The organism is Sphingomonas sp. P3_C5, assembly GCF_056402635.1.
Genome location: NZ_JBFUHA010000001.1, coordinates 140,757 through 167,537, shown reverse-complemented (window position 1 = coordinate 167,537; position 26,781 = coordinate 140,757). Strand labels below are relative to the sequence as shown.

At 65.3% G+C, this 26,781-nt stretch carries 25 protein-coding genes; 17 read left to right on the top strand and 8 right to left on the bottom strand.

All coding sequences use genetic code 11. The annotated features are described in order from the left end of the window. Nucleotides 1–22: 22 nt before the first annotated feature. The gene (locus tag AC1DVS_RS00810; RefSeq protein ID WP_478019392.1) at nt 23–1,915 is read left to right on the top strand and encodes a CocE/NonD family hydrolase; all 1,893 of its coding nucleotides are present in this window, start codon (nt 23–25) and stop codon (nt 1,913–1,915) included. Nucleotides 1,916–2,052: 137 nt separating this feature from the next. Here AC1DVS_RS00810 and AC1DVS_RS00805 read toward each other — a convergent pair whose 3' ends face one another. The 5 genes from AC1DVS_RS00805 to AC1DVS_RS00785 form a co-directional block, all read right to left on the bottom strand. After that, entirely contained in the window at nt 2,053–3,120 is a 1,068-nt protein-coding gene (locus AC1DVS_RS00805) for a 5-(carboxyamino)imidazole ribonucleotide synthase (RefSeq protein ID WP_478019390.1), read from the bottom strand. After that, nucleotides 3,117–3,602, bottom strand: a complete 486-nt coding sequence (gene purE / locus AC1DVS_RS00800) for a 5-(carboxyamino)imidazole ribonucleotide mutase (RefSeq protein ID WP_478019388.1) — start codon at nt 3,600–3,602, stop codon at nt 3,117–3,119. Before purE ends, AC1DVS_RS00805 begins: the two co-directional genes overlap by 4 nt. A 90-nt stretch (nt 3,603–3,692) precedes the next feature. Beyond that, nucleotides 3,693–4,379, bottom strand: a complete 687-nt coding sequence (gene gpmA / locus AC1DVS_RS00795) for a 2,3-diphosphoglycerate-dependent phosphoglycerate mutase (protein WP_478019386.1) — start codon at nt 4,377–4,379, stop codon at nt 3,693–3,695. A gap of 60 nt (nt 4,380–4,439) precedes the next feature. After that, nucleotides 4,440–5,558, bottom strand: a complete 1,119-nt coding sequence (locus AC1DVS_RS00790; protein ID WP_478019384.1) for a M14 family metallopeptidase — start codon at nt 5,556–5,558, stop codon at nt 4,440–4,442. Then, nucleotides 5,555–6,166 (bottom strand): DUF4136 domain-containing protein, encoded by a 612-nt coding sequence (locus AC1DVS_RS00785; RefSeq protein WP_478019382.1) that lies wholly within the window; start codon nt 6,164–6,166, stop codon nt 5,555–5,557. The genes AC1DVS_RS00790 and AC1DVS_RS00785 overlap by 4 nt, the downstream gene beginning before the upstream one ends. Nucleotides 6,167–6,316: 150 nt before the next feature. On the opposite strand from AC1DVS_RS00785, the gene ykgO reads away from it, so the two are divergent. Next, the gene (gene ykgO / locus AC1DVS_RS00780; RefSeq protein ID WP_004210176.1) at nt 6,317–6,442 is read left to right on the top strand and encodes a type B 50S ribosomal protein L36; all 126 of its coding nucleotides are present in this window, start codon (nt 6,317–6,319) and stop codon (nt 6,440–6,442) included. After that, nucleotides 6,443–7,057 (top strand): HAD family hydrolase, encoded by a 615-nt coding sequence (locus AC1DVS_RS00775; RefSeq protein ID WP_478019381.1) that lies wholly within the window; start codon nt 6,443–6,445, stop codon nt 7,055–7,057. 30 nt (nt 7,058–7,087) lie between these two features. Here the strand turns inward: AC1DVS_RS00775 and pyk are convergent, their stop codons facing one another. Further along, nucleotides 7,088–8,545 carry a pyruvate kinase gene (pyk, locus tag AC1DVS_RS00770; protein WP_478019379.1) on the bottom strand — a complete coding sequence of 486 codons (1,458 nt, stop codon included), beginning with the start codon at nt 8,543–8,545 and terminating at the stop codon, nt 7,088–7,090. Nucleotides 8,546–8,618: 73 nt separating this feature from the next. Between pyk and AC1DVS_RS00765 the strand changes: the two genes are divergently transcribed. From AC1DVS_RS00765 to AC1DVS_RS00735, 7 genes are all read left to right on the top strand, one after another. Beyond that, complete coding sequence (locus tag AC1DVS_RS00765; RefSeq protein ID WP_478019377.1) at nt 8,619–8,921, top strand: DUF1244 domain-containing protein; 303 nt, start codon at nt 8,619–8,621, stop codon at nt 8,919–8,921. A gap of 49 nt (nt 8,922–8,970) precedes the next feature. After that, a complete protein-coding gene (locus AC1DVS_RS00760; protein ID WP_478019376.1) occupies nt 8,971–9,210 on the top strand; it encodes a DUF2312 domain-containing protein in 240 nt (79 codons plus the stop codon). A gap of 117 nt (nt 9,211–9,327) precedes the next feature. After that, a complete protein-coding gene (locus AC1DVS_RS00755; protein ID WP_478019374.1) occupies nt 9,328–10,071 on the top strand; it encodes a YebC/PmpR family DNA-binding transcriptional regulator in 744 nt (247 codons plus the stop codon). 112 nt (nt 10,072–10,183) lie between these two features. Next, nucleotides 10,184–10,669: a crossover junction endodeoxyribonuclease RuvC gene (gene ruvC, locus AC1DVS_RS00750; RefSeq protein ID WP_478019372.1), complete on the top strand. Its 486-nt coding sequence runs from the start codon at nt 10,184–10,186 to the stop codon at nt 10,667–10,669. 9 nt (nt 10,670–10,678) lie between these two features. Then, nucleotides 10,679–11,269 (top strand): Holliday junction branch migration protein RuvA, encoded by a 591-nt coding sequence (gene ruvA, locus AC1DVS_RS00745; RefSeq protein WP_478019370.1) that lies wholly within the window; start codon nt 10,679–10,681, stop codon nt 11,267–11,269. Next, nucleotides 11,266–11,616, top strand: coding sequence for a hypothetical protein (locus AC1DVS_RS00740; protein ID WP_478019368.1), 351 nt, complete (start codon nt 11,266–11,268; stop codon nt 11,614–11,616). Before ruvA ends, AC1DVS_RS00740 begins: the two co-directional genes overlap by 4 nt. A gap of 84 nt (nt 11,617–11,700) precedes the next feature. Beyond that, nucleotides 11,701–12,003, top strand: coding sequence for an antibiotic biosynthesis monooxygenase family protein (locus AC1DVS_RS00735; protein WP_478019366.1), 303 nt, complete (start codon nt 11,701–11,703; stop codon nt 12,001–12,003). Here the strand turns inward: AC1DVS_RS00735 and AC1DVS_RS00730 are convergent. Together AC1DVS_RS00730 and AC1DVS_RS00725 are read right to left on the bottom strand one after the other, a co-directional pair. Beyond that, a complete protein-coding gene (locus AC1DVS_RS00730) occupies nt 12,000–16,208 on the bottom strand; it encodes a DUF2339 domain-containing protein (RefSeq protein WP_478019364.1) in 4,209 nt (1,402 codons plus the stop codon). The genes AC1DVS_RS00735 and AC1DVS_RS00730 overlap by 4 nt on opposite strands. A 524-nt stretch (nt 16,209–16,732) precedes the next feature. Continuing rightward, nucleotides 16,733–17,635, bottom strand: a complete 903-nt coding sequence (locus AC1DVS_RS00725) for a 2-hydroxyacid dehydrogenase (RefSeq protein WP_478019362.1) — start codon at nt 17,633–17,635, stop codon at nt 16,733–16,735. Nucleotides 17,636–17,694: 59 nt separating this feature from the next. On the opposite strand from AC1DVS_RS00725, the gene ruvB reads away from it, so the two are divergent. The 7 genes from ruvB (at nt 17,695) to ftsH (ending at nt 26,733) form a co-directional block, all read left to right on the top strand. Next, nucleotides 17,695–18,717: a Holliday junction branch migration DNA helicase RuvB gene (gene ruvB, locus AC1DVS_RS00720; RefSeq protein WP_478019360.1), complete on the top strand. Its 1,023-nt coding sequence runs from the start codon at nt 17,695–17,697 to the stop codon at nt 18,715–18,717. Between the two features lie 30 nt (nt 18,718–18,747). After that, a complete protein-coding gene (locus AC1DVS_RS00715) occupies nt 18,748–19,044 on the top strand; it encodes an immunity 53 family protein (RefSeq protein WP_478019359.1) in 297 nt (98 codons plus the stop codon). Between the two features lie 178 nt (nt 19,045–19,222). Next, on the top strand, nt 19,223–21,493 hold the full coding sequence (gene ptsP / locus AC1DVS_RS00710) for a phosphoenolpyruvate--protein phosphotransferase (protein ID WP_478019358.1): 2,271 nt from the start codon (nt 19,223–19,225) through the stop codon (nt 21,491–21,493). A 107-nt stretch (nt 21,494–21,600) separates the two neighbouring features. Then, nucleotides 21,601–22,560 (top strand): helix-turn-helix domain-containing protein, encoded by a 960-nt coding sequence (locus AC1DVS_RS00705; protein ID WP_478019356.1) that lies wholly within the window; start codon nt 21,601–21,603, stop codon nt 22,558–22,560. Nucleotides 22,561–22,625: 65 nt separating this feature from the next. Continuing rightward, complete coding sequence (locus AC1DVS_RS00700; RefSeq protein WP_478019355.1) at nt 22,626–23,615, top strand: tetratricopeptide repeat protein; 990 nt, start codon at nt 22,626–22,628, stop codon at nt 23,613–23,615. Between the two features lie 54 nt (nt 23,616–23,669). Then, entirely contained in the window at nt 23,670–24,695 is a 1,026-nt protein-coding gene (tilS, locus tag AC1DVS_RS00695) for a tRNA lysidine(34) synthetase TilS (protein ID WP_478019354.1), read from the top strand. Between the two features lie 76 nt (nt 24,696–24,771). After that, nucleotides 24,772–26,733, top strand: coding sequence for an ATP-dependent zinc metalloprotease FtsH (gene ftsH, locus AC1DVS_RS00690; protein ID WP_478019352.1), 1,962 nt, complete (start codon nt 24,772–24,774; stop codon nt 26,731–26,733). Nucleotides 26,734–26,781 lie beyond the last annotated feature (48 nt).

The window sequence follows — 26,781 nt, the reverse complement described above, 5'->3', positions numbered from 1 at the left end:
CCAGGGTGGCAAGGGGGCAATGATGATCGCGAAATGGCTGATTGGCGCTGCGGCGCTGGGATTGATCGCGTCCGGTGCGGCCGCGCAAACCTATGACGAACGGCCCGCGACGCTCACGCCCTCGACCGAAGGGTGGAACTTCGAACGCCGCGGCGTCGATATTCCGATGCGCGACGGGGTGAAGCTCCACACCGTCATCCTGATACCGAGGGGCGCGAACGGGGCACCGATCCTGCTCACCCGCACGCCCTATAATGCCGAGGCGCTGACGACCAACCAGCAGAGCGGCACGCTGTCCGCCGTGCTCGACGGCTATGACAATGCCAATGATGTGATCGTGCAGGGCGGCTATATCCGCGTCGTCCAGGACGTGCGGGGCAAATATGGCTCGGGCGGCATCTACATGATGACGCCGCCGCTTGCCGGCACCTCGCTCAACCCGACAAAGACCGACGATTCGACGGATAGTTACGACACGATCGACTGGCTGGTGAAGCATCTGCCCGAAACAAACGGCAAGGTCGGCGTGCTCGGCATTTCCTACGACGGCTTTCTCGCGCTGATGCCGCTGATCAATCCGCACCCGGCGCTCAAGGTGGCGGTGCCGATGAACCCGATGGTCGATACCTGGATCGGCGACGACGCCTTTCACAACGGCGCCTTCCGGCAGAACGACATGCCCTATTTCTGGGAGCAGGAAGCGACCCGGGGGAACAGCGACCTCTGGTGGTCGAACACATATGATGAGTATTCGCTTTATCTGCGCGCCGGCTCGGCGGGCGAGGTCGCGCGGCAGCACAAGCTCGATCAGATCGGCTTCTGGCAGAAGCTCGTCGCGCATCCCGCCTATGACAGCTTCTGGCAAGATCAGGCGATGGACCGGATCCTCGCGCGCCAGCCGCTCAAGGTGCCGGTGATGCTGGTCCATTCGCTCTGGGACCAGGAGGATATCTATGGCGCGACCGCGGTGTACCGCGCCATCAAGCCCAAGGATGTCGCGGGCGACATGGTCTATCTTACGCTCGGCCCCTGGTACCATGGCCAGGAAATTAGCGAGGGCAGCCATATCGGTGCGATCAAGTTCGATCAGGACAGCGCGAAATATTGGCGCCTGCATGTACTTGCGCCCTTCCTCGCCCATTATCTGAAGGGCACGCCGATGAATGTCGCGCCGGTCACTGCGTTTCAGACCGGCACTAATGAATGGCAGCGCTTGTCCTCCTGGTCCGCGACGCCGGCGATGGCGAAGCTTTATCTGAAGCCGGGCATGGCGCTCGGCTTCGACGGCGATTCAGGTGCGGGCCAGACCGCTGACTATATATCCGATCCGGCGCACCCGGTCCCCTATGTCCCGCGGCCCGACCGCGCGCTCAGCTATGACGATGATCACTGGACCGGCTGGCTCACCACTGACCAGCGCCACGCTTCGGCGCGGCCGGACGTGCTGACCTTCTCGACGGACGTGCTGACCAAGCCGGTGACGATCGCCGGTCAGCCCGTCGTCCACCTCACCGCTGCGACGAGCGGGTCGGATAGCGACTGGGTGGTCAAGCTGATCGACGTCTTTCCCGATCAGGTGGCGGGCGACCGCGCGATGGGCGGCTATGAATGGCCGATCGCAATGGACATCTTCCGCGGCCGCTACCGCGAGAACCTCGCCGAGGCGAAGCCGATCCCGTCCGATACCGCGCTGCCCTATAGCTGGCCGCTGCCGCAGACCAACCATGTCTTCCTGCCCGGGCACCGCATCATGGTGCAGATCCAGTCGAGCTGGTTCCCACTCTATGACCGGAACCCGCAGACATTCGTGCCGAACATCTTCTTCGCCAAGCCCGGCGATTATGTGAAGGCGACTCAGAAGGTGACGGTGGCAGGCGCGGGGCAGAGCTATATCGATCTGCCGGTGGTCAAATAAATCCTCCCCGGAACGGGGAGGGGGACCACGAAGTGGTGGAGGGGCTTGGAGCGAGAGGCGAGTGCCCCACGCTCCAAGCCCCTCCACCACCGACCTGCGGTCGGCGGTTCCCCTCCCCGAGCAAGCTCGGGGAGGATTTATCTGGTCAATCGCGTCACGTGACCCATCTTGCGCCCCGGCCTGATCGTCTTGCCGTAGAGATGCAGATGCGCGCCCGGTTCGGCGAGGATCGCGGCCCAGCGTTCCGCATCCTCGCCGATCAGATTCTCCATCTCGACCCGCGCGGCCGTCAGCCCCGTATCGCCGAGCGGCAGCCCGCAGATCGCGCGGATATGGTTCTCGAATTGCGAAGCGACCGCACCCTCGATCGTCCAATGTCCCGAATTATGGACGCGCGGCGCCATCTCGTTGAACACCGGCCCGCCATCGGTCGCGAAGAATTCGAGCGTCAGCACGCCGACATAATCGAGCTTGTCCGCAACCCGCCCAGCCAGCGCCGCCGCCTCGGCCCAGTGCCGCGCGATCTCAACCGGCGCCGGCAGCGATGAGCGGGCGAGGATGCCGTCGACATGCTCGTTCCAGGGCGGTGGGTAGCTGACCATCGCCCCGTCGAGGCCGCGGCCCAGCAGGATCGAGAATTCATGCCCAAATGTGACGAAGCCTTCGAGGATCGCCGGCCGCGCCCCGATCGCCTCCCAGGCGGCCTCGGCCTCCGCTGCATCGCGGATCCGAACCTGGCCCTTGCCGTCATAGCCAAGCCTGAGCGTCTTAAGGATCGCCGGTGCGCCGATCTCGGCAAGCGCCTGACGCAACTCGTCGAGGCTCGTCACCTTGCGCCATGGCGCCGTCCTCCCACCTAGCTCGCCGACAAAGCTCTTCTCGACCGCACGGTCCTGCGCGACGCTGAGCGCTGCGGGCGGCGGGTAGACCGGAACCTGGGTTGCCAGATAGGTGATCGGCTCGAGCGCGATATTCTCGAACTCATAGGTCACGACATCGGCGGAAGCGGCGAGTTCGTCGAGCACGATTCGGCTGTGATAATCGGCGCGGGTGAAGCTCGAGGCGGTCTGCGCAGCGACGCTTTCGGCGTCGGGCGCCAACACCCGGGTATGATAGCCGAGCTGCGCCGCCGCCACGGCAAGCATCCGCCCAAGCTGGCCGCCGCCGAGAATGCCGATCGTGGAACCTGGAGGAAGGACGCTCATTCGGGGTCGATCGCGACCGCCTCGGTCTGCGCGGCCCGCCATTTCTTTAGCCGTTCGGCGAGCAGCGCGTCGTGCGTGGCGAGGATCGCGGCGGCGAGCAGCCCGGCATTCTTCGCACCCGGCTTGCCGATCGCGAGCGTGCCGACCGGAATGCCGCCCGGCATCTGCACGATCGAGAGCAGGCTATCCATGCCCTTCATTGCCTTGGATTCGACCGGCACGCCGAGCACCGGCAGATGAGTCATCGACGCGGCCATGCCCGGAAGGTGCGCCGCGCCGCCGGCGCCTGCGATGATCACCTTCAGCCCGCGCACTTCGGCATGGGTCGCGTAATCATAGAGCCGCTGCGGGGTACGGTGCGCCGAGACCACCTTGCTCTCATGCGGCACGCCGAGCTCAGCGAGCATGTCGGCGGCATGGCGCATCGTCTCCCAATCGGAGGCGCTGCCCATGATGATGCCGACAAGAGGGTGGTCCGTCATGAGGGTACCCCGGTGGAAGGAGGGACGCTGGTAACCATGCCCGGCCCTAACCGCAACCCGTTCCCCCGGCTTGCGCCGGGGTGACGCTTGTTATCGCTCGCTCAGATAATAGCGGTCAGTCGCGTTCAGCGCGTCGTCGAGCTCATAGACGATCGGCTGCCCTGTCGGAATCTCCAGGCCGGTGATCTCGTCGTCCGGAATGTTCGACAGATGCTTGACCAGCGCGCGCAGCGAATTGCCGTGCGCCGAGATCAGAACCCGCTGCCCGTCCTTGAGTGCCGGCGCGATCCGGCCGTCCCAATAAGGCAGCACGCGTGCGATCGTGTCCTTCAGGCTCTCGGTCGTGGGGATCGCGATACCCGCATAACGCCGGTCCTGCGACAGATCGAACGGGCTGCCCGGTTCCAGCGGCGGCGGGGGGATGTCGAAGCTGCGGCGCCAGATATGGACCTGCTCGTCGCCGTGCTTTGCCGCGGTCTCGGCCTTGTTGAGCCCGGTCAGCCCACCATAATGTCGTTCGTTCAGCCGCCAGTCCTTCTCGACCGGCAGCCACAACCGCCCCATTTCCTCGAGCGCGAGATTGAGCGTCTTGATCGCGCGGCTCTGCAGGCTCGTGAAGGTCTGGTCGAAATCCAGCCCCTTCTCCGCCATGAGCCGACCCGCCGCGCGCGCTTCCTCGGCGCCCTTCTCGGTCACATCGACGTCCCACCAGCCGGTGAAACGGTTTTCGAGGTTCCACGACGACTGGCCGTGGCGGATCAGGACGAGAGTTGGCATGGGATTCCTTCAGACCGTGCCGCGCTGCTGAAACAGTGCCAGCGTCGCGCAGTCAATGGGTCAGATGTTGTCGATCACGTCGGCAAGCACTTCGAGACAGGCATGCGCCAGCGTCTTCGATCGCTCCGGCGACCAGCCGAACTCTGCGTCCGGGTTAGGATCATGGTCCTTGAACGGCATCTCGAGCGTCATCGCCACCGCGCCGAAACGCTCCGCGAGCTGGTTGGTCGACATGGTCAGATTGGCCTTGCCGGGCGCGGATTTCTCATAGCCTTTGTCGAGCTGGAAATCGGGTGTGTGTTCGGCGAGGCGGCGGCCAAAGTCGTAGAATTTCTCGCCAAGCGCGTCAGTCCAGCTCGGAATGCCCTCGAAGCCGGCCAGGAAATTGGCGGGGATCGCCTCGTCGCCATGCACGTCCATCGCAAAGGCGACGCCGGTCTCGTCCATCGCGTTGCGAACGCACAGCACCTCGGGGCTCTTCTCGGGCGAGGGGGCATGCCATTCGCGGTTGAGGTTCACGCCCGCGGCATTGGTGCGCAGATGGCCGCGGAACGAGCCGTCGGGGTTCATGTTGGGCACGACATGGAAGGTCGCCTTGGCGAGCAGCGCCGCGGTCACCGGATTGGCCGGATCGGTCAGCATCTCCAGCGCGCCTTCCATCCACCATTCGGCCATGCTCTCGCCGGGGTGCTGGCGGGCATAGAGCCACACCGATTTCGGGCCGGAGCCGATATCGAAACAGTCGATCGCGCGCCCGTCGAGCGATTCGCCGAGCTGGCGGTGGGCAACGCCCGGCTTCGCCGCGATCCGCGCGACCAGCGCGTCGTGCTGCTCCATCGTGTAAGGCGCGAAATAGGCGAACCAGACAAGCTCGCTATCGCCCGACCAGTCGAATTCGAGCACGCCATTCTCGTACCGCGTCTCGATCATCCGCCAGGTCAGCCGGTCAGTCGAGACCCGCGCCTTATAGCCCGGCCAGCCGAACGGATAGGCCGACTTTCCGGCATTCAGGATCCGGTAGCTGAGCGTGCGCCCCTTTGCGCCGGCCACGCGGAAATAGAACCATTGATAGAAATCGGACTGGTGATCCTGTGCGATCTCCAGGTCGATACGGTCTCCGTCGACGGCGACCATGCGGATATTGCCACCGTCAAAAGCGGCATTGATCTGAATGCTCATTTGACAGTGATAGAGCGGCCAGATTCGCCGGGGAAGCCCAGGAACAGAGCATGCGCCAATTTGCCGGCCGCCTGATCTGCCTGCGCCGCGGGCGCGCGTTCGTCAGCCTGGGTCTGCGCGCGACCCTCCCAGATGACGATATTGTCGCTGCGCCGGCGGATCTGGACTGACATCTCGGTCCCGATGATCGCGCGGCTGCGGGCCTTGCCGATCGGGAACGAGACGCCGCCGCCAAGCCCGACTCCGCCGCCATAACCGCCGCTATAGCCACCGCCGCCGATGCCGATTGTGAAGGGGCTCCGCCGCGGCGGCCCCTCACGGGTGTCGCGGTTGACGCCGAGGACAGCGACATATTGCGCGGAATTGCCGGTGGCCGGAGCCGTAAAGCCCTGGTTGAGCAACTGACTCCGGACGGCAGCGGCATAGGTCTGGAATTCGAGGCTCCCTGGCGCGCCGCCTGGTGCCGGCTCGACCGTCAACGTGCCGCGCTCGAGCGGAGCGCCGAGATGGAATCGCGTCACCTGCACCGGCGTGTTCGTGGCGGTGGTCTCGCACCCCGCCAGGCCCGTCGCCGCCAACGCGATCAGCAGTCCGGATATTGCCCTCATCGCGCAGTCCTCTTCAAAAACCGGTTATCGTGTCATGCCAACGCTCCATAACCGCTTGCGGGTTCAATGCCCATGCGGGTTGACTTGGAGCCCCTCGGCCCATATGCGAGCGCCTCTTTTCCGACACCCGAGAATCAAAGAAGCGCTCTCATGAAGATCCGCAATTCACTCAAGTCGCTCAAAGGGCGCCACCGCGACAACCGCGTGATTCGCCGCCGCGGCCGCACCTATGTCATCAACAAGACGAATCGCCGCTTCAAGGCCCGCCAGGGCTAAGTGACGCGGCCGATTGCCGTCGTCTTCGACGTCGGCAACGTTCTTTATGACTGGGACCCAAGGTTCCTCTACGAGCGCCTGATCGAGGACGATCGGGCGCTCGATGCGTTCCTGCGCGATGTCGTGACCAAGGAATGGCATTTCCAGCATGACGCCGGCCGTCCGTTCGCGGAGACTTCGGCCGAGTTGAGCGCTGAGCATCCCGAGTTCGCCGAACATATCGGCCTCTGGGGGCCGCGCTTCCACGAGCAGATCCCGCATATGCTGCCGGGCATGGCCGCGCTGATCGAAGAGCTCGATGCAGCGGGCGTCCCGCTCTATGCGATCACCAATTTCTCCGGTGAATTCTGGCCGCCCTTCCGCGATCGTGAAGCGGCGATCTTCGACCGGTTCCGCGACATTGTCGTGTCGGGCGACGAGAAACTCACCAAGCCCGACGCGGCGATCTATACGCTTGCGCTGCAACGTTTCGGGCTTGCCCCGGAGGAGGCCGTGTTCGTCGATGACCGCACGGATAACGTCGCCGGTGCCGAGGCGGTAGGGATGAAGGCGTTGCTGTTTACCGACGCCGCCACGCTTCGCGCTCAGCTGGTCGAACTGGGGCTTCTCGCCTAGCCGGCGGATCTGCCCGCAGTCGGAGCATGGCTAGCCCCCATAGCCCTTCAACTCGTCGCCCAGCACCCGCACAACATGCAGCACATTGGTCGATCCCGGCGTCCCGAACGGCACGCCCGCGATCAGGATCACGCGGTCGCCGGCCTTGGCGATATTGTGGCGCAGCGCCATGCGCTTGGCCTTGGCGACCATGTCTTCGAACGATTCGACATCGCGGGTGTGAACGGCATGCGTGCCCCAAAGCAACCCGAGCCGCCGCGCTGTCGCAAGCTTCGGCGTCAGCACCAGTAGCGGCACCGAGGGCCGCTCGCGCGCAACCCGGCGCGCCGTCGAGCCAGAGGAGGTGAAACAGATGATCGCCGATGCCGACACGGTCGCGGCGATGTTCTTCGCTGCCTCCGCCAGCGCGTCGGCGGTGGTCGGATCGGGGCGGGTGACGGTGAAATGGATGCGGTCGCCGTGCATCGGGTCGCGTTCGACCGCATTGGCGATCGAGTTCATCATCGCGACTGATTCGACCGGCCAGGCGCCGGCCGCGCTCTCGGCGGAAAGCATGATCGCATCGGCGCCGTCATAGACAGCCGTCGCGACGTCGGAGACTTCAGCCCGGGTCGGCGTCGGCGCGGTGATCATCGACTCGAGCATCTGAGTCGCCACGATCACCGGACGGCCAAGCCGCCGTGCGGTCTCGACGATGCGCTTCTGCAGCGGCGGCACCGATTCGGGCGGCAACTCCACGCCGAGATCGCCACGCGCGACCATCACCCCGTCGCACTGCTCGACAATCTCTTCCAGTCGCTCGATGGCTGAGGGCTTCTCGATCTTGGCGAGCAACGCTGCCTTGCCGCCGATCAGCTTGCGCGCTTCGGCCAAATCCTCGGGCCGCTGGACGAAGCTCAGCGCGATCCAGTCAACACCCTGGTCGATCGCAAAGGCAAGGTCGCTGCGATCCTTCTCGGTCAGCGCCGCCATCGGCAGCACGACATCGGGAACGTTCAGCCCCTTGTTGTTCGACAGCGCACCGCCGACCACCACAGTCGTAACGATGCTGGTCTCGTCATGGCTCTCGACGCGCAGCACGAGCTTGCCGTCGTCGAGCAACAGCCGCGCGCCCGGCCTGATCGCCTCGAAGATCTCGCGGTGCGGCAGCTCGACCCGCCGCGCATCGCCCGGCGTCTTGTCGCGGTCGAGCGTGAAGATCGATCCGGTGACGAGCTCGGTCTTGCCGCCCTCGAACTTGCCGACGCGCAATTTCGGGCCCTGCAGATCGGCAAGGATCGTCGTCGGCCGGCCATATTTTTTCTCGAGGCTGCGAATCGCCTCAATCACCGCGACCTTGGATTGCTGGTCGCCATGGCTCATATTGACGCGAAACGCGTCGGCGCCCGCCTCGAACAGGCGGCCGATCATCTCCGCAGTACTGCTCACCGGCCCAAGCGTGGCAAGCACGCGAACCTGGCGCGAACGCGGATGAATGGCCTTGGTCATGACAACGTTTTCCTCGGCTTGTGCGCCACTGCCTCTAGCTCCTATCTCGGACTGATCAAGGTTTGGAGGCTAAATGGTGAAGATCGAACAACTGGACGACAAAGTTGCGGCCGCCGCCTTCCGTCGGCTGGTCGAGCATCTGCGCCACCGCAGCGATGCACAGAATGTCGATCTGATGGGCTTGGCTGGCTTCTGCCGCAACTGCCTGTCCGATTGGGTGCAGGAGGCGAGTGACGGCACACTTGATAGGGAGACCGCGCGCGAGGCGATCTACGGCATGCCCTATGCGCAGTGGAAAGCGGAGCATCAGGCCGAGGCGACGCCCGAGCAACTCGCCCGGATGGCGGAAAGCGTCGCGAAGAATGGACGCGCGTGACGGGCGCGGCTAAGGCCGCCACCTTCACCGATTCAACCGAGGAATATCCATGAGCGACGTGATCGCCGCCGACCAGCTTCGACTCTTCATCGAGCGGATCGAGCGGCTCGAGGAAGAAAAAAAGGGCATCGCTGACGACATCAAGGACGTCTATGCCGAGTCGAAATCCAACGGCTATGACACCAAGACGATGCGTGCGATCGTCCGCCTGCGCCGGATGGAAAAGCACCACCGCGACGAAGCCGAGATGCTGCTCGACACCTATAAGGCGGCGCTCGGGCTGGATTGATCAGCCTGTCCGTTCGTCGCCGAACTTGTCGAAGTGCCGCTCTTTCTTCTACCCCGGGGTCAGAGAAAAGAGCGAGCCGCGACAAGCTCGGCCCGGATTGAGAGATAGAGAGACCCGATGGCAGGCCATTCCAAATACAAGAACATCATGTACCGCAAGGGTGCGCAGGACAAGAAACGGTCCGCCGCCTTCTCCAAGCTGAGCCGCGAAATCACCGTCGCGGCGAAGATGGGCACGCCCGATCCGGACATGAATCCGCGGCTGCGCGCGGCGGTCAACGCCGCCAAGGCGCAGTCGATGCCGAAGGACAATATCCAGCGCGCGATCGACAAGGCAGCCCGCGGCGATGCCGAGAATTACGAGGAAATCCGCTATGAGGGCTTCGGCCCCGGTGGCGTCTCGCTGATCATCGAGGCGCTGACCGACAATCGCAACCGCACCGCGACCAATGTCCGCACCGCTGTCTCCAAAAATGGCGGCAATCTCGGCGCGAGCGGCTCGGTGAGCCATGGTTTCGACCGCATGGGGTTGATCTCCTACCCCGCCAGCGCCGGCGATGCCGAGAAGGTCTTCGAGGCAGCGCTCGAGGCGGGCGCCGAGGATGTCGAATCGAGCGACGAGGGTCATGAGATCTGGACCTCGAACGAATCGCTCCATGAGGTGGTGAAGGCGATCACCCCGGTGCTCGGCGAACCCGAAGGCGCCAAGCTCGCCTGGAAGCCGCAGACGATGGTCGATGTCGGCGAGGACGATGCCGGCCTGCTCTTCAAGCTGATCGACACGCTCGACGAGGATGACGACGTCCAGACGGTCTGGGGCAATTACGAAGTCTCCGACGCCGTGATGGAGAAGCTGGGTTGAATTTCTTCAAGCCCCTCCCCTTCAGGGGAGGGGTTGGGGTGGGGGATTCACTCGGACAGGCGCTTGTGTCCCCCACCCCCAACCCCWCCCCTGAAGGGGAGGGGCTTTTTTCATGATCATCCTCGGCCTCGATCCCGGACTCGGCACCACCGGCTGGGGCCTGATCCGCGCCGAGGGCAATCGCCTGTCGCACCTCGCCAATGGCCGCCTCAAGACTGACAGCGCCGCGCCGCTGCCCCGCCGCCTCGCCCATCTCGACGCCATGCTGGTCGCGCTGGTCGCAGATCACGTGCCGGAAAGCGCCGCGGTCGAGGAGGTGTTCGTCAACGCCAACCCGCAATCGACGCTGAAGCTCGGCCAGGCCCGCGGCGTGGCGCTGTGCGCCGTCGCGCGCAGCGGCATCGAAGTTGGCGAATATGCCGCGCGGCTGGTGAAGAAGGCAGTGGTCGGCACCGGCGGTGCTGAGAAGGCGCAGGTCCATGCGATGGTCGCGCGGCTGCTGCCCGGCGTGAAGATCGACGGCCCGGACGCGGCGGACGCGCTCGCGGTGGCGATCTGCCATGCGCACCATCTGGCGTCGGCGAGGCGCATCCCCTAGTCCGTTGCCATGATCGCCCATCTCAAAGGCCGCCTCGACGCAACCGGCATCGACCATGCGGTGATCGATGTCGGCGGCGTCGGCTATCTGGTCGGCGCGTCGACGAAGACGCTCGCCGCGATCGGCCCGGTCGGCGAGGCGGTGATGCTCCACACGGAAATGCTCGTCGCCGAGGACTTTATTCGCCTGGTCGGCTTCGCGACCGCAGGTGAGCGCGACTGGTTCCGCCTGCTCACCGGCGTGCAGGGCGTCGGCGCCCGTGTCGCGCTCGCCATCCTGTCCGCGCTCGATCCAGCCGATCTCAGCCGCGCCATCGCCGCCCAGGACAAGGCAATGGTCGCCCGCGCCAACGGCGTCGGTCCCAAGCTCGCCGAGCGCATCGTGCGCGAACTCAAGGACAAGATCGGCGGCGTTGCGATCGGGGGCGCTACCCCGATCGCGGCAAGCGGCGCGAGCGGAGATGCGGTTTCGGCCCTGCTAAACCTCGGCTTCCGCCCCGCCGAGGCGAGCGGCGCTGTGGCGGCGGCGGAAGAAGAACTGGGCGGTGGCGCGAGCCTCGATGCGCTCGTGCGGCTCGCGCTGAGGAAAGCGGCGAAATGAGCGGCCGGTATGATCCGCGCTCCGCGTTCAGCCCTTATGAATTCGGTGTAGCTCAATCGCTGCTGCTATCGATAGCGGCAATGGCGCTGCTCGCTCTGTTCACGTTCCACCGGGGGGCCTCCGTCGCGGCCCCCGAGCTATTCGTGATTGCGTGTGCAATCATCCTGGCGGCCAACCTCCTCTACTGGTTGTCGCGGTGCCCGAACTGCGGCAAAGCATCGACGATGCGGCTATTGTCCCGCCGCAAGCTCGACGGGATGCGGCTGTTCCAGATACAGAGGGCCTGGCCGGAACGGATCTGTGGTGAATGCGGCGAGGATCTGACGGTTGTCGCCAAGCGACATTAGCGTGCGTCCATGTTTGTGTTGCCGTTCAGTCTTGATGCACCGATTCTAGCGGCGCTCGTGGAAGCTGCAAACCGGGAGGCCGACATGATTGCGAGGCTGTGGCATGGTGCAGTGCCGGCGGCGAAAGCGGAAACCTATCTCGCGCACATGCGCACCGTCGCCATCCCTGACTATAAATCCACCCCCGGCAATCTCGGCGCCTGGTGCCTGCACCGCCCCGAGGGCGATATCGTCCATTTCCAGATGCTGAGCTTCTGGCCTGATATTGAGGCGATCAAGCGCTTCGCGGGTGACGATTATGAAGTCGCTAAATATTACGACTTCGACCGCGATTTCCTGATCGAGCTCGAGCCGCACGTCACCCATTACATGCTCCACGACGGCTAGTCCTCGCTGTGACGAAGCTGGCGGCTGTAAAGCCAGCCGATCCCGATCAGGCTGAAGCCCAGCGCCACGAAGCTGGCGATGCGCAGAAGGCCCTCCAGCCCGTTGGCGTCCAACAGGAACACCTTGGCGACCGCCGCCAGCATCAGGATCAGCGAAGCGATGCGCCAGTTGTGGCGGTTCTTGTGAATGCCCCACAGCAGATAGCCGATGGCAAGGACGATGCCGATTATGCTGCGCAAAATGTCCTCCGGCTGGCTAACCCCAGGATCGGTCAGCAAACTGCCGTGGAACAGCTGGCGCAGGCTGGCCCAGGCCAGCATCGCGACCATGATCATCAGCAGCGGCTGGAGCACGCGGTCGATTGTCTCGGCCCATTTCGGCGACATGCGCGCCATCAGCATCAGGCAGAGCGGCAAGGCGGCGAACAGCGGGAACAGCAGATTGAGCAAAGGCAGCGACCCAACCGCCTGAGCAGTCCAAAGCGGGTCGTGCAGCACCAGGCTGTACCAGGCGACATGCAGTCCCGCCGCCATCACCAGCGCCGGTGCTGCATGGCTGGCGAGCATGCCACCTGCCCGCTTCCACAGCGCATAGCCTGTTCCAGCCAGCAAGGCGGACCACAGCAGTCGCTGGCCAAGTCCGGTGGCTATGAAATCACCGCCGAACGCCTCGGAGAAGCCGGCGCGGTAAAGGCTGTGCACCGCGACGATGCCGAGCAAACCGACCAATCCGGCCAGCGGAAACAAGACCACGCGCCCGAGCTTCTCGCGCAACAGCCACAGGCTGCCTCCCAGGAGCAGAGCCGGAACGAACAGCCGCCGCACGACTGACAGGGGCTGAAGTAGGGGCGCCTCGAGCAGCATCGGAATGCCGCCAAGCGAGCGGACCGCCTCGATCCACCACCACAGCAGCGGCAGGAAGGCCCAGGCTGCGGCGATGGCAGCCAGCAGCCCCAGGCCAGTCCTGAGGCGCGGCCATTCTAGCGAGCGACTCCACCAGGCGAGGCAGAGGCAGGCGGCCGGGGCGACCAAAGGCAACGCGACGAGCGGCACGATCTGCGCCAGCGCGCCATAACCAAGCAGCACGGCCATGGCCTGGCCAAGTTCGCGCACCACCCGTTCACGCGACCGGACGGCGAGGAGTATACCCAGCGCGGCGACGGCGGCCCAGCGACCAAGAGCGGCCCCGTCGAGCGACCCGTCGCCGAGACCGGCAAGGCGCTGCCACTCGGCCATGGGATCACCGCCGGTCGTCGCCAGCAGAAAGAGGCCGCCTGCCGCCAGTATCAACACTTGCAGGTCGGACAATACCGAGCCTTGCCGTTGCAGAATGAGGAAACCGGCACCCGCAATAGCTGCCATGGCGATGGGCAGGGTCCAGCCCGGCACAATTTGCGCCAGCGCGCCATAGGCGAGCAGCATCGCGGCGAATTGTGCCAGCGAGCGCAGCCATTGCAGGCGCGAGCGCCAGGCGAAGAACGCGCCGAGCATCGCAACCCCGCCCCAACGCAGCAGCGCCAATATATTGACGGGAGCATCGCCCATATCGGCCAGCCGCAACCATTCGCCCAGCGGGTTCGATCCGGTGATGCGCAACAGGCAGACACTTGCCGCGGCGAACAGCAGCAGCAGGCCCTCGGCACCGGGCACTTCGCCCCGCTTCTGCATGGCAATCAAACCTGCAGCCGTGACGGCGGCCATCGCCAGCGGCAAAGACCAGCCCGGAACGACTTGCGCCAGTGCGCCATAGGCGAGGGGAATCGCCGCGAAGTGTGACAGCAGGCGCATCGCCGGCAGGCGCGAGCGCCAGGCGAAGAATACACCCAGCAACGCAACCACGCCCCAGCGCAGCAGCGCCTGAGCACTTGCGGGAGCATCGCCAGCGTCGATCAGCCGCAACCATTCGCCCAGCGGGTGCGGTCCGGTGACACCCAGTAGCGCCACACTGGCGCCGGCGAAGAGTAGCAGCTGGCTTTCCGCGGCGGGCTCCTCGCCGCGCTTCTGCATGGCGATCAGAGTCGCAGCGGTCACCCCGACCATAGCCAGGGGCAGGCTCCACTGCGGCACCAGCTGGGCGAGCACGCCATAGGTCAGGCCTGTGACAAACATCCATGCAGAAAGGCGCAAACTTGCCTGTTCCGCGCGCCAGGCGAACAGGGCAAACATCGCTGCCATACCCGACCAGCGCATCAGCGAGGTGCTATCGATTCCCGCAGACTGCACGCCGATCAGAACGGTAGCTTCGCCCCATGGGGCGATCATGGTCAAGACGAGCATGAACAGCGCAAGCGCGGCATAGAAGGCCGCCAGCGGTTCGATCCGCCAGTCCGCAGCCGGGCGCGAAACGAGCAACAGCGCGCTGGCAATCGCGCCGATCCACAGCGGCGCCTGCCAATGCGGCATGGCGAAACAGGCCGCAGCGGAGAGCAGGCCGCCCGTGGTGGCGAGCAGCAGAGCGAAGCGGCTGTCGTCTTGCCGGTCTGCCTTCCACCCACTCACCGCACCCGCCAGCGTCAGCAGGCCGCCACCCGCGGCCGCCAGTGCCGTCAGCGCATCGGTCTCGCCCCAGGGCGCATGGAAATGCCACAGCGCAACGATCGGAGCCGCGACGGCGATCGCGCACAGCTCCACCGCGCGCTGCTTAACGGAAGGCATGTGCCACAGCCGCACCAGCAGCGGCAGCGCATGGATCGCCGTCAGCACCAGCGCGAAGGTGGCGAGCCAGCCGCCTGTCGGGTGAGGCCACAGCATGAGCAACAGGAACGACAGCGCCGCGCCGATTGTCGGCACGATGGCGAATTCCTTCTCGCGCCAAGCCAGGACTTGTCCGGCAAAAGCGATCAGCGCGAACAGGGCCCAATAGAGCGGTTGATAACCCCCGGTTGCGACCAGCAAGGCCAGCTGCGCCGCGCCAATGATGGCGGAAACCGCGCGCAACAGCGTTGCCCCGGCATCGCGGAAGGCGAACAGCGGCGCGGCAATGGCCAGCATCAGCACGAACCCGCCGACCGACAACGCCCCCATCATGGTCAGTGCCTGGCCGGCGAGGATCAGCCACAGGCTCCAGCCCGCGCCGCCAAGCAGGGCGAACGCCGCCAGCCATGGCCAGCGCCGCATCCGGCTGACCCCGACCAGCCCGGCGATGGTGAAGCCGAGATAGGTCGCCAGCATCGGCACGTTCGCATCGAGCCCGACGGTCAGCGCCGGCGCGGCGAGGCCGCCCGCCAGCCCAAGCAGGGCGCTGGGCACACCATGGCGCAACGACAGCCAAAGGGCAGTTGCGGTCACCAGCGCCAGTCCGATGAACGCCGTCAGCGGTGAGATCAGATGATAGAGGTTCGCGGCGACCAGCAGCGATGCATAAAGCGTCGAGATACCCGCGCCCGACAGCGCCTGGCTGACCCGGGGATCATCGACCTTGTCGCGCCGGAGATGCGCCCATTCCGCGCCGCCGATCAGGCCGAGGCCGAACACCATACCGCACACGGCCTGTACGCCCGGCGTGAAGATGCGTCCGAAAAAGCCCGCGTCGATGGCATATTTGACGATCAGTACGCCTGCGATCGCGAGCGTGATGCCGCCCGCCCAGATCGGCAGCTTGCGCCCGAACAGCTCTTCGAAATTGATCGTTGCCCGGGGCGCCGGAGGCGCTGAGACTACGCCCGCCTTTGAGACCGGTTCCGGTTCATCCGCTTCGGTCTCGGCTTCCGCGCGGGCCGCTTCTTCGAGCGCAGAGCGGGCAATCAGCCTCGCCCGGATGCTCGACGGGGCGGCGGGAAGCGGCCGCTGCTCCTCTGTGACCGGCAACGCCACGTCCGATGACTCGTCTTCGGCTTGCTGCTCTTCCACCGGTGGCTCGACATCGGCGGGCGACGCTGGTTCGATCGGTGGCCCGACATCTGCGGGCGATGCCGGGTATTCAATCACCACCATCTCAGGTGCGGGAGCGGGTTCGGGCTTGAGCTCCGGATCGGGAGCCCGGTGCGGTTCTGCGACTGGCTGGCGCACTTCCGCCTTTGGTGCAGTTCGCATCGCCTGTGCATGTGGCGCCTTCTGCCGTGACGGCGGCACGCCCCCGGCGGCGACCCAGAGTCGCAGTTCTCCCTCGACCAGGAGCAGCCGATGCTCGAGCCGGCCAATGCGTGACCGCGCGCCCAGCAGCAGTCCGCCCCCTACAAAGAACATCAGCGTAACGATGAAGCCCATGATCCGCACCCCTTTGCGCGGCACCATAGTGGCAAATGATCAATGTTCAATTAAAAAATATACAGTGCTCAATTTATCGTTCAGCTTGGCTCGCGCGCTTGGAAAGGCAGTGACTGCCTGGCGGGCGCGGGGAGGGAAGTGAGTCGGATGATTCATGAGCCGAATGAGACGCGGTTGATCGCGTCGATTCAAATCCGGCATGCGGTGTGGCAGCACGGCACTGGACGAGGTGCACCCCAGGCCTCGTCTTGCTCTTTGACATGATCGGAAAAATACCGGGTCCATGTTCGGCTCAGTCATGGCGGCCTGCCACCGCTGTTCCGGTGAAGAACAGCGCTGTTCCTCCGCTGTTATTTCCAACTATCACCGCTGTTATTCGATAACAGCAGAATGACAAGCAAAGCGTTGAAAATAAACCGGAAACCTTCCAGAAAAATCCAACATAACAGCGGAGAAAAAAATGTCGCCGAATAACAGCGGATAACAGTGGAGAAACACGTGCGCCGCGCGGCCAGCCCGGGCGATCACGCCAGCGGCGTCACCAAAGGCAAGCCCGCGAAATGCGCGTCGAGATTGGCGAGGACGAGCGCGCCCATCGCCGCGCGGCATTCCGCCGTCGCGCTGCCCTGATGCGGTAGCAGCACCACCCGGTCCATCGCCTTGAGCGCATCCGGCACATTCGGCTCGTCCTCGAACACGTCGAGCCCCGCCCCCGCGATGGTGCCGGCCGCGAGCGCCGCGACCAGTGCCGGCTCGTCGACAAGGCTGCCGCGCGCCACATTGATCAGCACGCCCCCCGCGCCAAGCTTCGTCAGCACGCCCGCATTGACGATATGTCGGGTCGCTTCGCCACCGGGGGCGATCAGGATCAGCGTGTCACAGGCTTCGGCAAGCGCGCCGATATCGGGCAAGAAGCGATACCCGGACCCGGCTCGTTCGTGCCGCGCGGTATAAAGCACTTCCCGCGCAAAGGGCGCCGCTCGCCGCGCGATCGCCTGGCCAATCCGGCCGAAACCGAAAATGCCAACCCGCCGACCCGTTGAACGGCGGCCAAGCGGCACGTTCCAGCCGCCCTCCCGCACCGTGCGATCGTTGAAGGCAATGCGCCGGTCGACCGCTAGCATCAGCGCGATGGCGAGATCGGCGACGTCGTCGGTCAGTACATCAGGGGTAGTCGTCACTCGCACGCCCCGCGCGCGGACCGCGTCGAGATCGACCCGGTCATAGCCGACGCCATTGATCGCGACGATCTCGAGCGCCGGGAAGGCATCGAGCACTGCCTGATCGACCAGTACCGATCCGCCGCTGAGCATCGCACGTGTTGTCACGGGCGGGTTGTCGCGGTGGATCCGGAAACGTTTTGCCAGCTCGTCCATTTGCGAGGGCGTCATTCCGGCGGTGAGGTACAGGTCGGGAAGCTCGCTCATCGGCCTCCCATAAAGCGCGTGCCTTGCCCCCGCCAGCATCTGCGCGCTATCGCGACGGAGTGACCGATAGCGACCGCCTCATCACGCCCGCGCGAAAGCCCGAGGATATCGACGCGGCCCTGCGCCCGAAGAGCCTCGACGAGTTTGTCGGGCAGAAGGCCGCGCGGGAGAATCTGCGTGTCTTCATCTCGGCGGCGAAGACGCGCGGCGAAGCGCTCGACCATGTCCTGTTCTTCGGCCCGCCAGGCCTCGGCAAGACGACGCTCGCTCAGATCATCGCGCGCGAAATGGGCGTCGGCTTCCGCGCCACCTCAGGCCCGGTGATCGCCAAGTCGGGCGATCTCGCCGCATTGCTCACCAATCTCGAGGATGGCGATGTGCTGTTCATCGATGAGATCCACCGCCTCGCGCCGGCGGTCGAGGAGATCCTCTATCCGGCCATGGAGGACCGCGCGCTCGATCTGATGATCGGCGAGGGACCCTCGGCGCGCTCGGTCCGGATCGACCTGCCGCGCTTCACCCTGGTCGGGGCGACCACGCGCCAGGGCCTGCTGACCACGCCGCTCAGGGACCGTTTCGGCATCCCGGTCCGGCTCCATTTCTACACAGTCGATGAACTGGAGCGGGTGGTGACGCGCGCCGCGACCCTGCTCGATCTCCATGTCGCGCCCGATGGCGCGCATGAGATCGCGCGCCGGTCCCGCGGCACCCCACGAATCGCCGGCCGGCTGCTTCGCCGGGTTCGCGATTTCGCTAATGTTGCGGGCAATGCGACGGTCGACGCGAAGATTGCCGATGCGGCGCTCAACCGGCTCGAGGTCGACGGGCTTGGGCTCGATGCGATGGACCGGCGCTATCTGATGATGATTGCCGATGTCTATCGCGGCGGGCCGGTCGGGGTGGAGACGCTCGCCGCCGGGCTCAGCGAACCGCGCGATACAGTGGAGGAAGTGATCGAGCCCTATTTGATTCAACTCGGCCTGATCGCCCGGACCGCGCGGGGGCGGTGCCTAAACGCCGGCGGCTGGAAGCATCTTGGGCTAAACCCACCGGCGAGCACGCAGGATGGCTTGTTCGATTAGCGCGCAGGGTTCTTGAAAGGCGGGGTTGCCATGGATGTACTGGACTGGCTCGCCCAATGGTACGAATCTCAGTGCGACGGTGATTGGGAACATGGTTTTGGGCCGTCGATCGGAACGATTGACAACCCGGGCTGGTCGATCAAGATCGACCTGTCCGGCACCGATTGCGACGGGCGAAGCCTTGCGCGCATACAGCACGACTTCGACCATGAGACGGAATGGTGGACGTGCTGGACCGAGGGGAATGTCTTTCGTGGTGCCGGCGGCCCTCTTCAACTGCGACCGCTTCTGGAATGTTTTCGGGCCTGGGTCGGCGACGAGCGCTGACGATCCGTGCTGGTGTCGCACATCTCCCCGGCGGGAACGGAGAAGGTCGCAGTGGCCCATGGGTCGCTTCAAATCAGGCACTGCTCTCGCTAACCAGCTCCCGACCTTCACCCGACAACGGTTTTTCTTGTTGCGCAGCATTATGGCTCCACCCGAAACAATCTGGTAGCGCCCCCTTATGCCAAGCGCCGCCGCCTCTGCCCGCGAGATCCTCGTCCGTCTCCATGACGTGATGGCGTCGCGCACCGCCGCGCAGGCCAAGCTCAATTCCGTGGTCCAGATCGTCGGCGAGGCGATGTCGAGCGAAGTCTGCTCGATCTACCTGCTGCGCGATGGCGTGCTCGAACTCTACGCGACCCGCGGCCTTGCCCAGGAGGCGGTCCATGTCACCAAGCTAGCGCTCGGCGAGGGGCTGGTCGGGACGATCGCCCAGGAAGTCGAAACGCTCAATCTCGACGAGGCGGCGAGCCATCCCGACTTCGCCTACAAGCCGGAGACGGGTGAGGAGAAGTTCCACAGCTTCGCCGGCGTGCCGATCATCCGGCGCGAGCGCTCAGTCGGCGTGCTGTGCGTGCAACATGCCGATCCGCACAAATATGACGATGTCGAGATCGAGGCGCTCCAGACCGTCGCCATGGTGCTGAGCGAGCTCATCGCCAATGCCGATCTCGCCGATGCGAGCGGCGCGGCGGCCGCCCGGCCGCAATCGACCGCTGCGATTCGCATCCCCGGGCTCAAGCTCGTTGACGGCATGGCGAGCGGCTATGCCGTCTTCCACCAGCCGCGCGTCACGATCGAACATACCGTCGCCGAGGATGTCGAGGCCGAGCGCCACCGCGTCTATGCGGCGTTCGACAAGATGCGCGAGCAGATCGAGCGCATCTCGGCCCAGGCCGAATTCGGCGTCGGCGGCGAGCATGAAGAGGTGCTCGAGACCTACAAGATGTTCGCCTATGACGAGGGTTGGGCGCGGCGGATCAACGAGGCGATCGATTCAGGCCTCACCGCCGAGGCGGCGATCGAGCGTGTCCAGCAGCGTACCCGCACCCGCATGCGCCAGATCGACGATCCGCTGCTGGCTGACCGGATGCACGATCTCGAGGATCTGTCGAACCGCCTGCTCCGGATCGTTTCGGGCCAGATGGGCACTGCGGCCCAGCTTGGCCTCAGGCAGGACACCATCCTGATCGCGCGCAACCTCGGCCCTGCCGAACTGCTCGAATATGATCGGCGCCGGCTGAAGGGCGTGGTGCTCGAAGAAGGCTCGCTCACTGCCCACGTCACCATCGTCGCTCGCGCCATGGGCGTGCCGGTGCTCGGCCGGGTCAAGGGCGTGCGCCGGCTGATCGGCGAGGGCGATCTGCTGTTGCTCGATGTCACCGCCGCCAATGTCTATGCGCGGCCCTCCTCCTCGATGGAGGAGGCGTTCGAGACCAAGCTGCAGCTTCGCCAGCAGCGCCGCGCCGCCTTTGCCGCGCTCAGGAGCGAGGCGCCGGTCACCCTGGACGGCCACCGGGTGACGGTGATGGTCAATGCCGGCCTCCGGGACGATGTCGCAGCGCTCGATGTGGCGGGAGCAGACGGCATCGGCCTGTTCCGCACCGAATTCCAGTTCCTGATCTCGTCGACACTCCCGTCGCGCGAGCGCCAGCAGCGGCTCTACAAGGACGTGCTCGACGCCGCGGGCGAGCACCCGGTCATCTTCCGCACCGTCGATATCGGCGGCGACAAGGCCTTGCCCTATCTCAACAAGGACGACAGCGACGAGGAGAATCCGGCGATGGGCTGGCGGGCGCTCCGGCTCGCTTTGGAGCGGGGCGGGCTGATGAAGGTCCAGGCGCGCGCGCTGCTCGATGCGGCCGCCGGGCGCACGCTCAACGTCATGTTCCCGATGATCTCGGAGCCCTGGGAGTTCGACGAGGCCCGCGCCCTCTTCGAAACCCAGCGCGACTGGATGCGGGCCCGCGGCCGCAAATTGCCGAACGAAATCCGCTACGGCGCGATGCTCGAAGTGCCGGCGCTGGCCGAGCAGCTCGATCTGTTGTTGCCGAATATCGATTTCCTGTCGGTCGGCACCAATGACCTCACTCAGTTCCTGTTCGCCGCCGACCGCGCCAACCCCAAGCTCGCTGAGCGCTATGACTGGCTGAGCCCCGCGATCCTGCGCTTTCTGCGCCGCCTCGTCGCGCCGACCCGTGGCGCGGGTGTCCAGCTCGCCGTGTGCGGCGAGATGGGTGGCCGGCCCCTGGAGGCGATGGCGCTGATCGGCCTCGGCATCGATCGGCTGTCGATCACCCCGGCTGCGGTCGGGCCGATCAAGGCAATGGTCCGCTCGGTCGATCGGCCCGCGCTGATGGCGCATATGGAGTCGCTGCTCGCTGCCCCGCCGCGTAACATGCGAGCCGCGCTGCTCGACTGGGCGGCGCAAAGCGGCGTCGAACTGGCGTGATACCGTGATGGACGGCAGTTCAAGGCGTTGACACCGCCGCGGCGCTTTGTGAGACACGCGACGAAGCAGGGCTATAATGGGCCGCAACCTTCCTGCCGGAGAGAAGAATGACTGACCCTGATCCCGGCGAAGAAGCGACTCTGTTTCCCAAGACGGTGGGCGAGCGGCTGCGTGAGGCGCGCGAGGCGCAGGGCCTCTCGCTGGCCGAGATCGGCGCGCGCACTCGAATTCCGGTCCGCCAGCTCGAGGCGATTGAGGCTTCGAACTTCGCGTCGATGCCGTCGATCACCTATGCGATCGGCTTCGCAAAGGCCTATGCCAGGGCTGTGGGCGCTGACGAGGTGGCGATTGGCCGCGATATCCGCGGCCAGAGCGATATGGCCACCCGCCATGTCGAATATGAATCTTTCGAACAGACCGATTCGTCGCGCACGCCGACAAGCGGCATCGTCATCGCCTGTGTCATCGGCGCAGTGCTGCTGCTGATCGGGGTCGGCCTCTGGTACGGCACACCCTGGTTCCGCGGCGACGGAACCGCGCCGGTCGCTGCGCCGACCGAGGTGGCGCAGGTGCCGCAGGCCGCGCCTGTAGTTGCGCCCACGCCGGTCGCGGCAGGCCTTGTCACGATCACGGCGACAGACGAAGTCTGGATGCGGATCTATGACGCGACCGGCAAGACGCTCTACGAGAATACGCTCAAGGCCGGCGATCGCTACGACGTCCCGGCTGACGCCAATAATCCGATGATCAACGTCGGCCGGCCGGACAAGCTTCAGGTGATGGTGGACGGTACCGCGATCCCGCCGCTGGGGGACGGCGCCCGTCCCATCAAGGACATCCCGATCAGCGCGGCGGCGCTCGCTGCCCGGGCAAGCGGTGCGCCGCAACCGACGCCGAGCGCAACGCCGGGCGCAACATCGACGGGCGCCCCTTCAACACCGCGCACGGCGCGCAGGCCGGCAGTTGCGCGCCCAAGCAGCGAAAGCACGCCCGCCGCCAGCACGACTCCGCCCGTCGTAGTGCCGTCGCCGGCCGCGCCGAGCCCATCCGCAACGCCTGCTCCTTAAGGCTGGCGACAGGATGATTCTGTCAGCTATACCCGAACGGTCACCGCGTTTGGGGGGGTGTATGCATGCGTAAATATCTGATGACGGCGATGATGGCGGCGGGGATGGTGACGGGGATCGGGCTCGCCTCCCAGGCAGCGCACGCCCAGACGGCGGTCGAGGGCCGGGTCAGTCGGCTCGAGAGCGAGATGCGCGCCGTCCAGCGCAAGGTCTTCCCGGGCGGCAGCGGCCAATATGTCCAGCCCGACATCAATCCGCCAACGACGAACACGGCGATTCCGGGCAGCCCCTCGAGCAGCCCGGTCGCCGATCTCGATGCGCGGGTGAATGCGCTCGAATCGCAGATCACCACCATGACCGGCCAGATCGAGACGACTCAGCACCGCGTCCAGCAGCTCGAAGACGCCTTCAGCGCCTATAAGCGCACGACCGAGGCGCGGCTGAAGGTGCTCGAGGAGAATGCCCCGTCAGTCGGCACCGGTTCAGTCGGCACCGGCTCGGGTCCGATTGAGTCGCCCGCCGGCGTCGCAATGCCCCCGGCGACCAAACCGCCCGTCACCAAGCCTGCCGCGCCCGGCACGAAGCCGCCGGTACCCGGCGCTCCGGCGAAGGACCCGGACCGCGCCAAAAAGGTTGCGGCGGTCGAGAAGCCGCCGGTCACGGACGATCCGGCTGAGGATACCTATCTCTACGGCTACCGGCTATGGGCGGCGAAGCTCTACCCCGAGGCCGAGGCGGTGTTCCAGAAGGTCGTCGCGACCTACCCCAAGCACAAGCGCGCCAGCTATGCGCAGAACCTGCTTGGCCGCTCCTATCTCGAGGAGGGCAATGTGCGGGACGCAATGCAGTCCTTCTACGACAATTTCCACAAGATGCCCGATGGTGATCGGGCGCCGGACAGCCTCAATTATCTCGCGCAGACGCTGATCAAGATCAACAAGCCGGCCAAGGCCTGCGAAGTCTATGGCGTGCTCAACCAGGTCTATGCCGAGAATATGACGGCGGCGATCAAGGCCGATGTCGCGCGCGGTCGCACCGAGGCGCAGTGCAAGTGACCCTGATCGCCGGATCAGGGTCATCCCGGCGCAGGCCGGGATCCAGCTAGGCACGTGCGCGAAAGCGCACCTGACGCGGCTTCCGTCGAGCGATTTCGAAGCGATTTCGAAGCTGTGCTCGGCCGCCCGGTCGGGGCGGAAGAGCGGATCGCGCTTGCCGTCTCCGGCGGGCCGGACAGCATGGCGATGCTTGCGCTCGCGCACGGGGCCTTTCCCGAACAGGTGATCGCGGCAACGGTCGATCACGGTCTGCGACCCGAATCTGCCGATGAGGCCGCCATGGTGGCGGGCTATTGCGCGGCGGCGGGGGTCGCGCATGAGACCCTGAACATTGCGACGCCGCCCGCCGCGCGCGACAACATCCAGTCCTGGGCGCGGCAGGAACGCTATGCGCTTCTGCAATGCTGGGCGGTAAATGCTGGTGCCGACTCGCTGGCAACCGCCCACCATGCTGACGATCAGGCCGAGACCTTTCTGATGCGCGCAGCGCGCGGTTCGGGATTGCCGGGACTCGCCGCAGTGCGCGCCCGGCGCGACATCGACGTGCAACTTGCTGGCCATCACCAAAAGCTCACGCTTGTCAGGCCATTGCTTGGCTGGCGTCGCCAGGAGCTGCGCGTAGTGGCCACAGACACCGCCGTCCCGTTTGTGGACGATCCGAGCAATAGCGACGATCGCTTCGATCGAACGCGGTTTCGCCGCCTGCTCGCCGAGGCGCCGTGGCTGGATCCGGTGCAGATCGGGCGTTCCGCTGCCTATCTGGCCGAGGTCGATGCCGATCTATTCGCGATCAGCGAATGGCTGTGGAAGGAGCGAGGGCTGCCGTCGGCAGACGATGAGGCGAAACTCGACATTTCGGGCCTGCCGCGCGCCACTCGGAGGCATCTCGCACGCATGGCGATCAGCCATGTCCTCATGATGGAGGGGCGTAGTGATGGGAACTGGTCCCGTGCCGCCAATGTCGAAGCCCTGCTCGAGGCGCTCGAAGCAGGAAAGGCCGCGACTCAGGCAGAGGTCATGGCCTCTGCCAAAGGCGATATCTGGCACTTTCGCCCGGCCCCGCCGCGTCGATCACACTGATCGCCGAAACTGCAGTTTGTTCCATTGCCATTAACCGCGCACCGCTTATCTTGGTGGCGAAAGGTATCCGATACCCATGAACGACAATGAGAAGCAGCCGGGCCCCGACAATGGGGGCGGCAATCCCTGGATGAAGAGCCTGCTGATCTGGTTCGGCATCCTCCTCGTCGGCGCGCTGTTCGTGACGTTTCTCAACGGAGCGCCTCAGACGGCGGCCAACAGCACGATCGCCTATTCGGCGTTTCTCGACAAGGTCGAGGGCGGGAACGTGCGGGATGTGAATGTCGCCGGCGAGGTGATCACCGGCACCTTCAAGGACAGCACCAAGTTCCGCACCTATGGGATGCAGGATCCGCAGCTCACCCCGTTGCTGCGCAAGAACGGCGTGGTGATCACCGCCAAGCCCGAGGACGGCGCTCCGATCTGGCAAATCCTGCTCGTTCAGTCGCTTCCCTTCGTGCTGATGCTCGGCGTCGCCCTGTTCTTTGTGCGCCAGATGCAGAAAAGTTCCGGATCGGGCGCGATGGGCTTCGGCAAGAGCCGGGCGAAGATGCTGACTCAGCGTGAGGGCAGGGTGACCTTCGACGATGTCGCCGGCATCGATGAGGCGCGCGAGGAATTGCAGGAGATCGTCGAGTTCCTGAAGGACCCGACCAAATTCGCTCGTCTCGGCGGCAAGATCCCCAAGGGCGCATTGCTGGTCGGCTCGCCCGGTACCGGCAAGACCCTGCTCGCCCGCGCCATCGCGGGTGAGGCGGGCGTGCCCTTCTTCACCATCTCGGGCTCGGATTTCGTCGAGATGTTCGTCGGCGTCGGCGCGAGCCGCGTGCGCGACATGTTCGAACAGGCCAAGAAGTCAGCGCCTTGCATCGTCTTCATCGACGAAATCGACGCCGTCGGCCGCCATCGCGGCGCCGGTCTCGGCAATGGCAATGACGAGCGCGAGCAGACGCTGAACCAGCTGCTGGTCGAGATGGACGGCTTCGAGGCCAATGAAGGCATCATCATCATCGCCGCGACCAACCGTCCGGATGTGCTTGATCCCGCGCTGTTGCGCCCGGGCCGCTTCGATCGTCAGGTCGTGGTGCCGCGCCCGGATATCGAAGGCCGGGTCAAGATTCTCCAGGTCCATATGAAGAAGGTGCCGCTCGCGCCCGACGTCGATCCGCGAGTCATCGCCCGCGGCACGCCGGGCTTTTCGGGCGCCGATCTCGCCAATCTCGTCAACGAGGCCGCGCTGACGGCGGCTCGCAAGGGCAAGCGACTCGTCGCCATGGCCGAGTTCGAAGAGGCCAAGGACAAGGTCATGATGGGCGCCGAGCGGCGTTCCATGGTGATGACCGAGGACGAGAAGCGCATGACTGCCTATCATGAGGCCGGCCACGCCATCGTTGCGCTCCACGAGCCGGCTTCGGATCCGATTCACAAGGCGACGATCATCCCGCGCGGTCGTGCCCTCGGCATGGTCATGCGGCTGCCCGAGCGCGATTCGTACAGCTATCACCGCGACAAGATGTACGCGAACCTCGCGGTCTCGATGGGCGGGCGCGTGGCCGAGGAAGTGATCTTCGGCTATGACAAGGTCTCTTCGGGCGCGTCGAGCGACATCCAGTACGCGACTGGCCTTGCGCGCGACATGGTCACGCGCTGGGGCATGTCGGACAAGCTCGGGCCACTTGAATATGCCGAGCCCGAGGGCGAGAGCTTCCTGGGTTATTCGTCGAGCCGGCCGGTGCGCATGTCGAACCAGACCGCGCAGCTGATCGACGACGAGATCAAGGCGATCGTCGAAGGCGGCCTCAATCGTGCCAAGGATCTGCTCAGCAAGCATCTCGACCAGCTCCATCTGCTGGCCGGTGCGCTGCTCGAATATGAGACCCTGTCGGGCGACGAGATCAAGAAGCTGATCGCGGGCGAGGAGATCGGCCGGATAGACAGCGACCTGAAGGGGCCATCGGTTCCTGCCGGCGGTACCTCGATTCCCAAGACACGGCGTCCCAAGGGGCCGTTCGGCACTCCGGCACCGCAGGGCGCGTAAACGTCGCCTTGCGGCGTCCAAGAGCGGGCTGTGTTTCGATGGAAACAC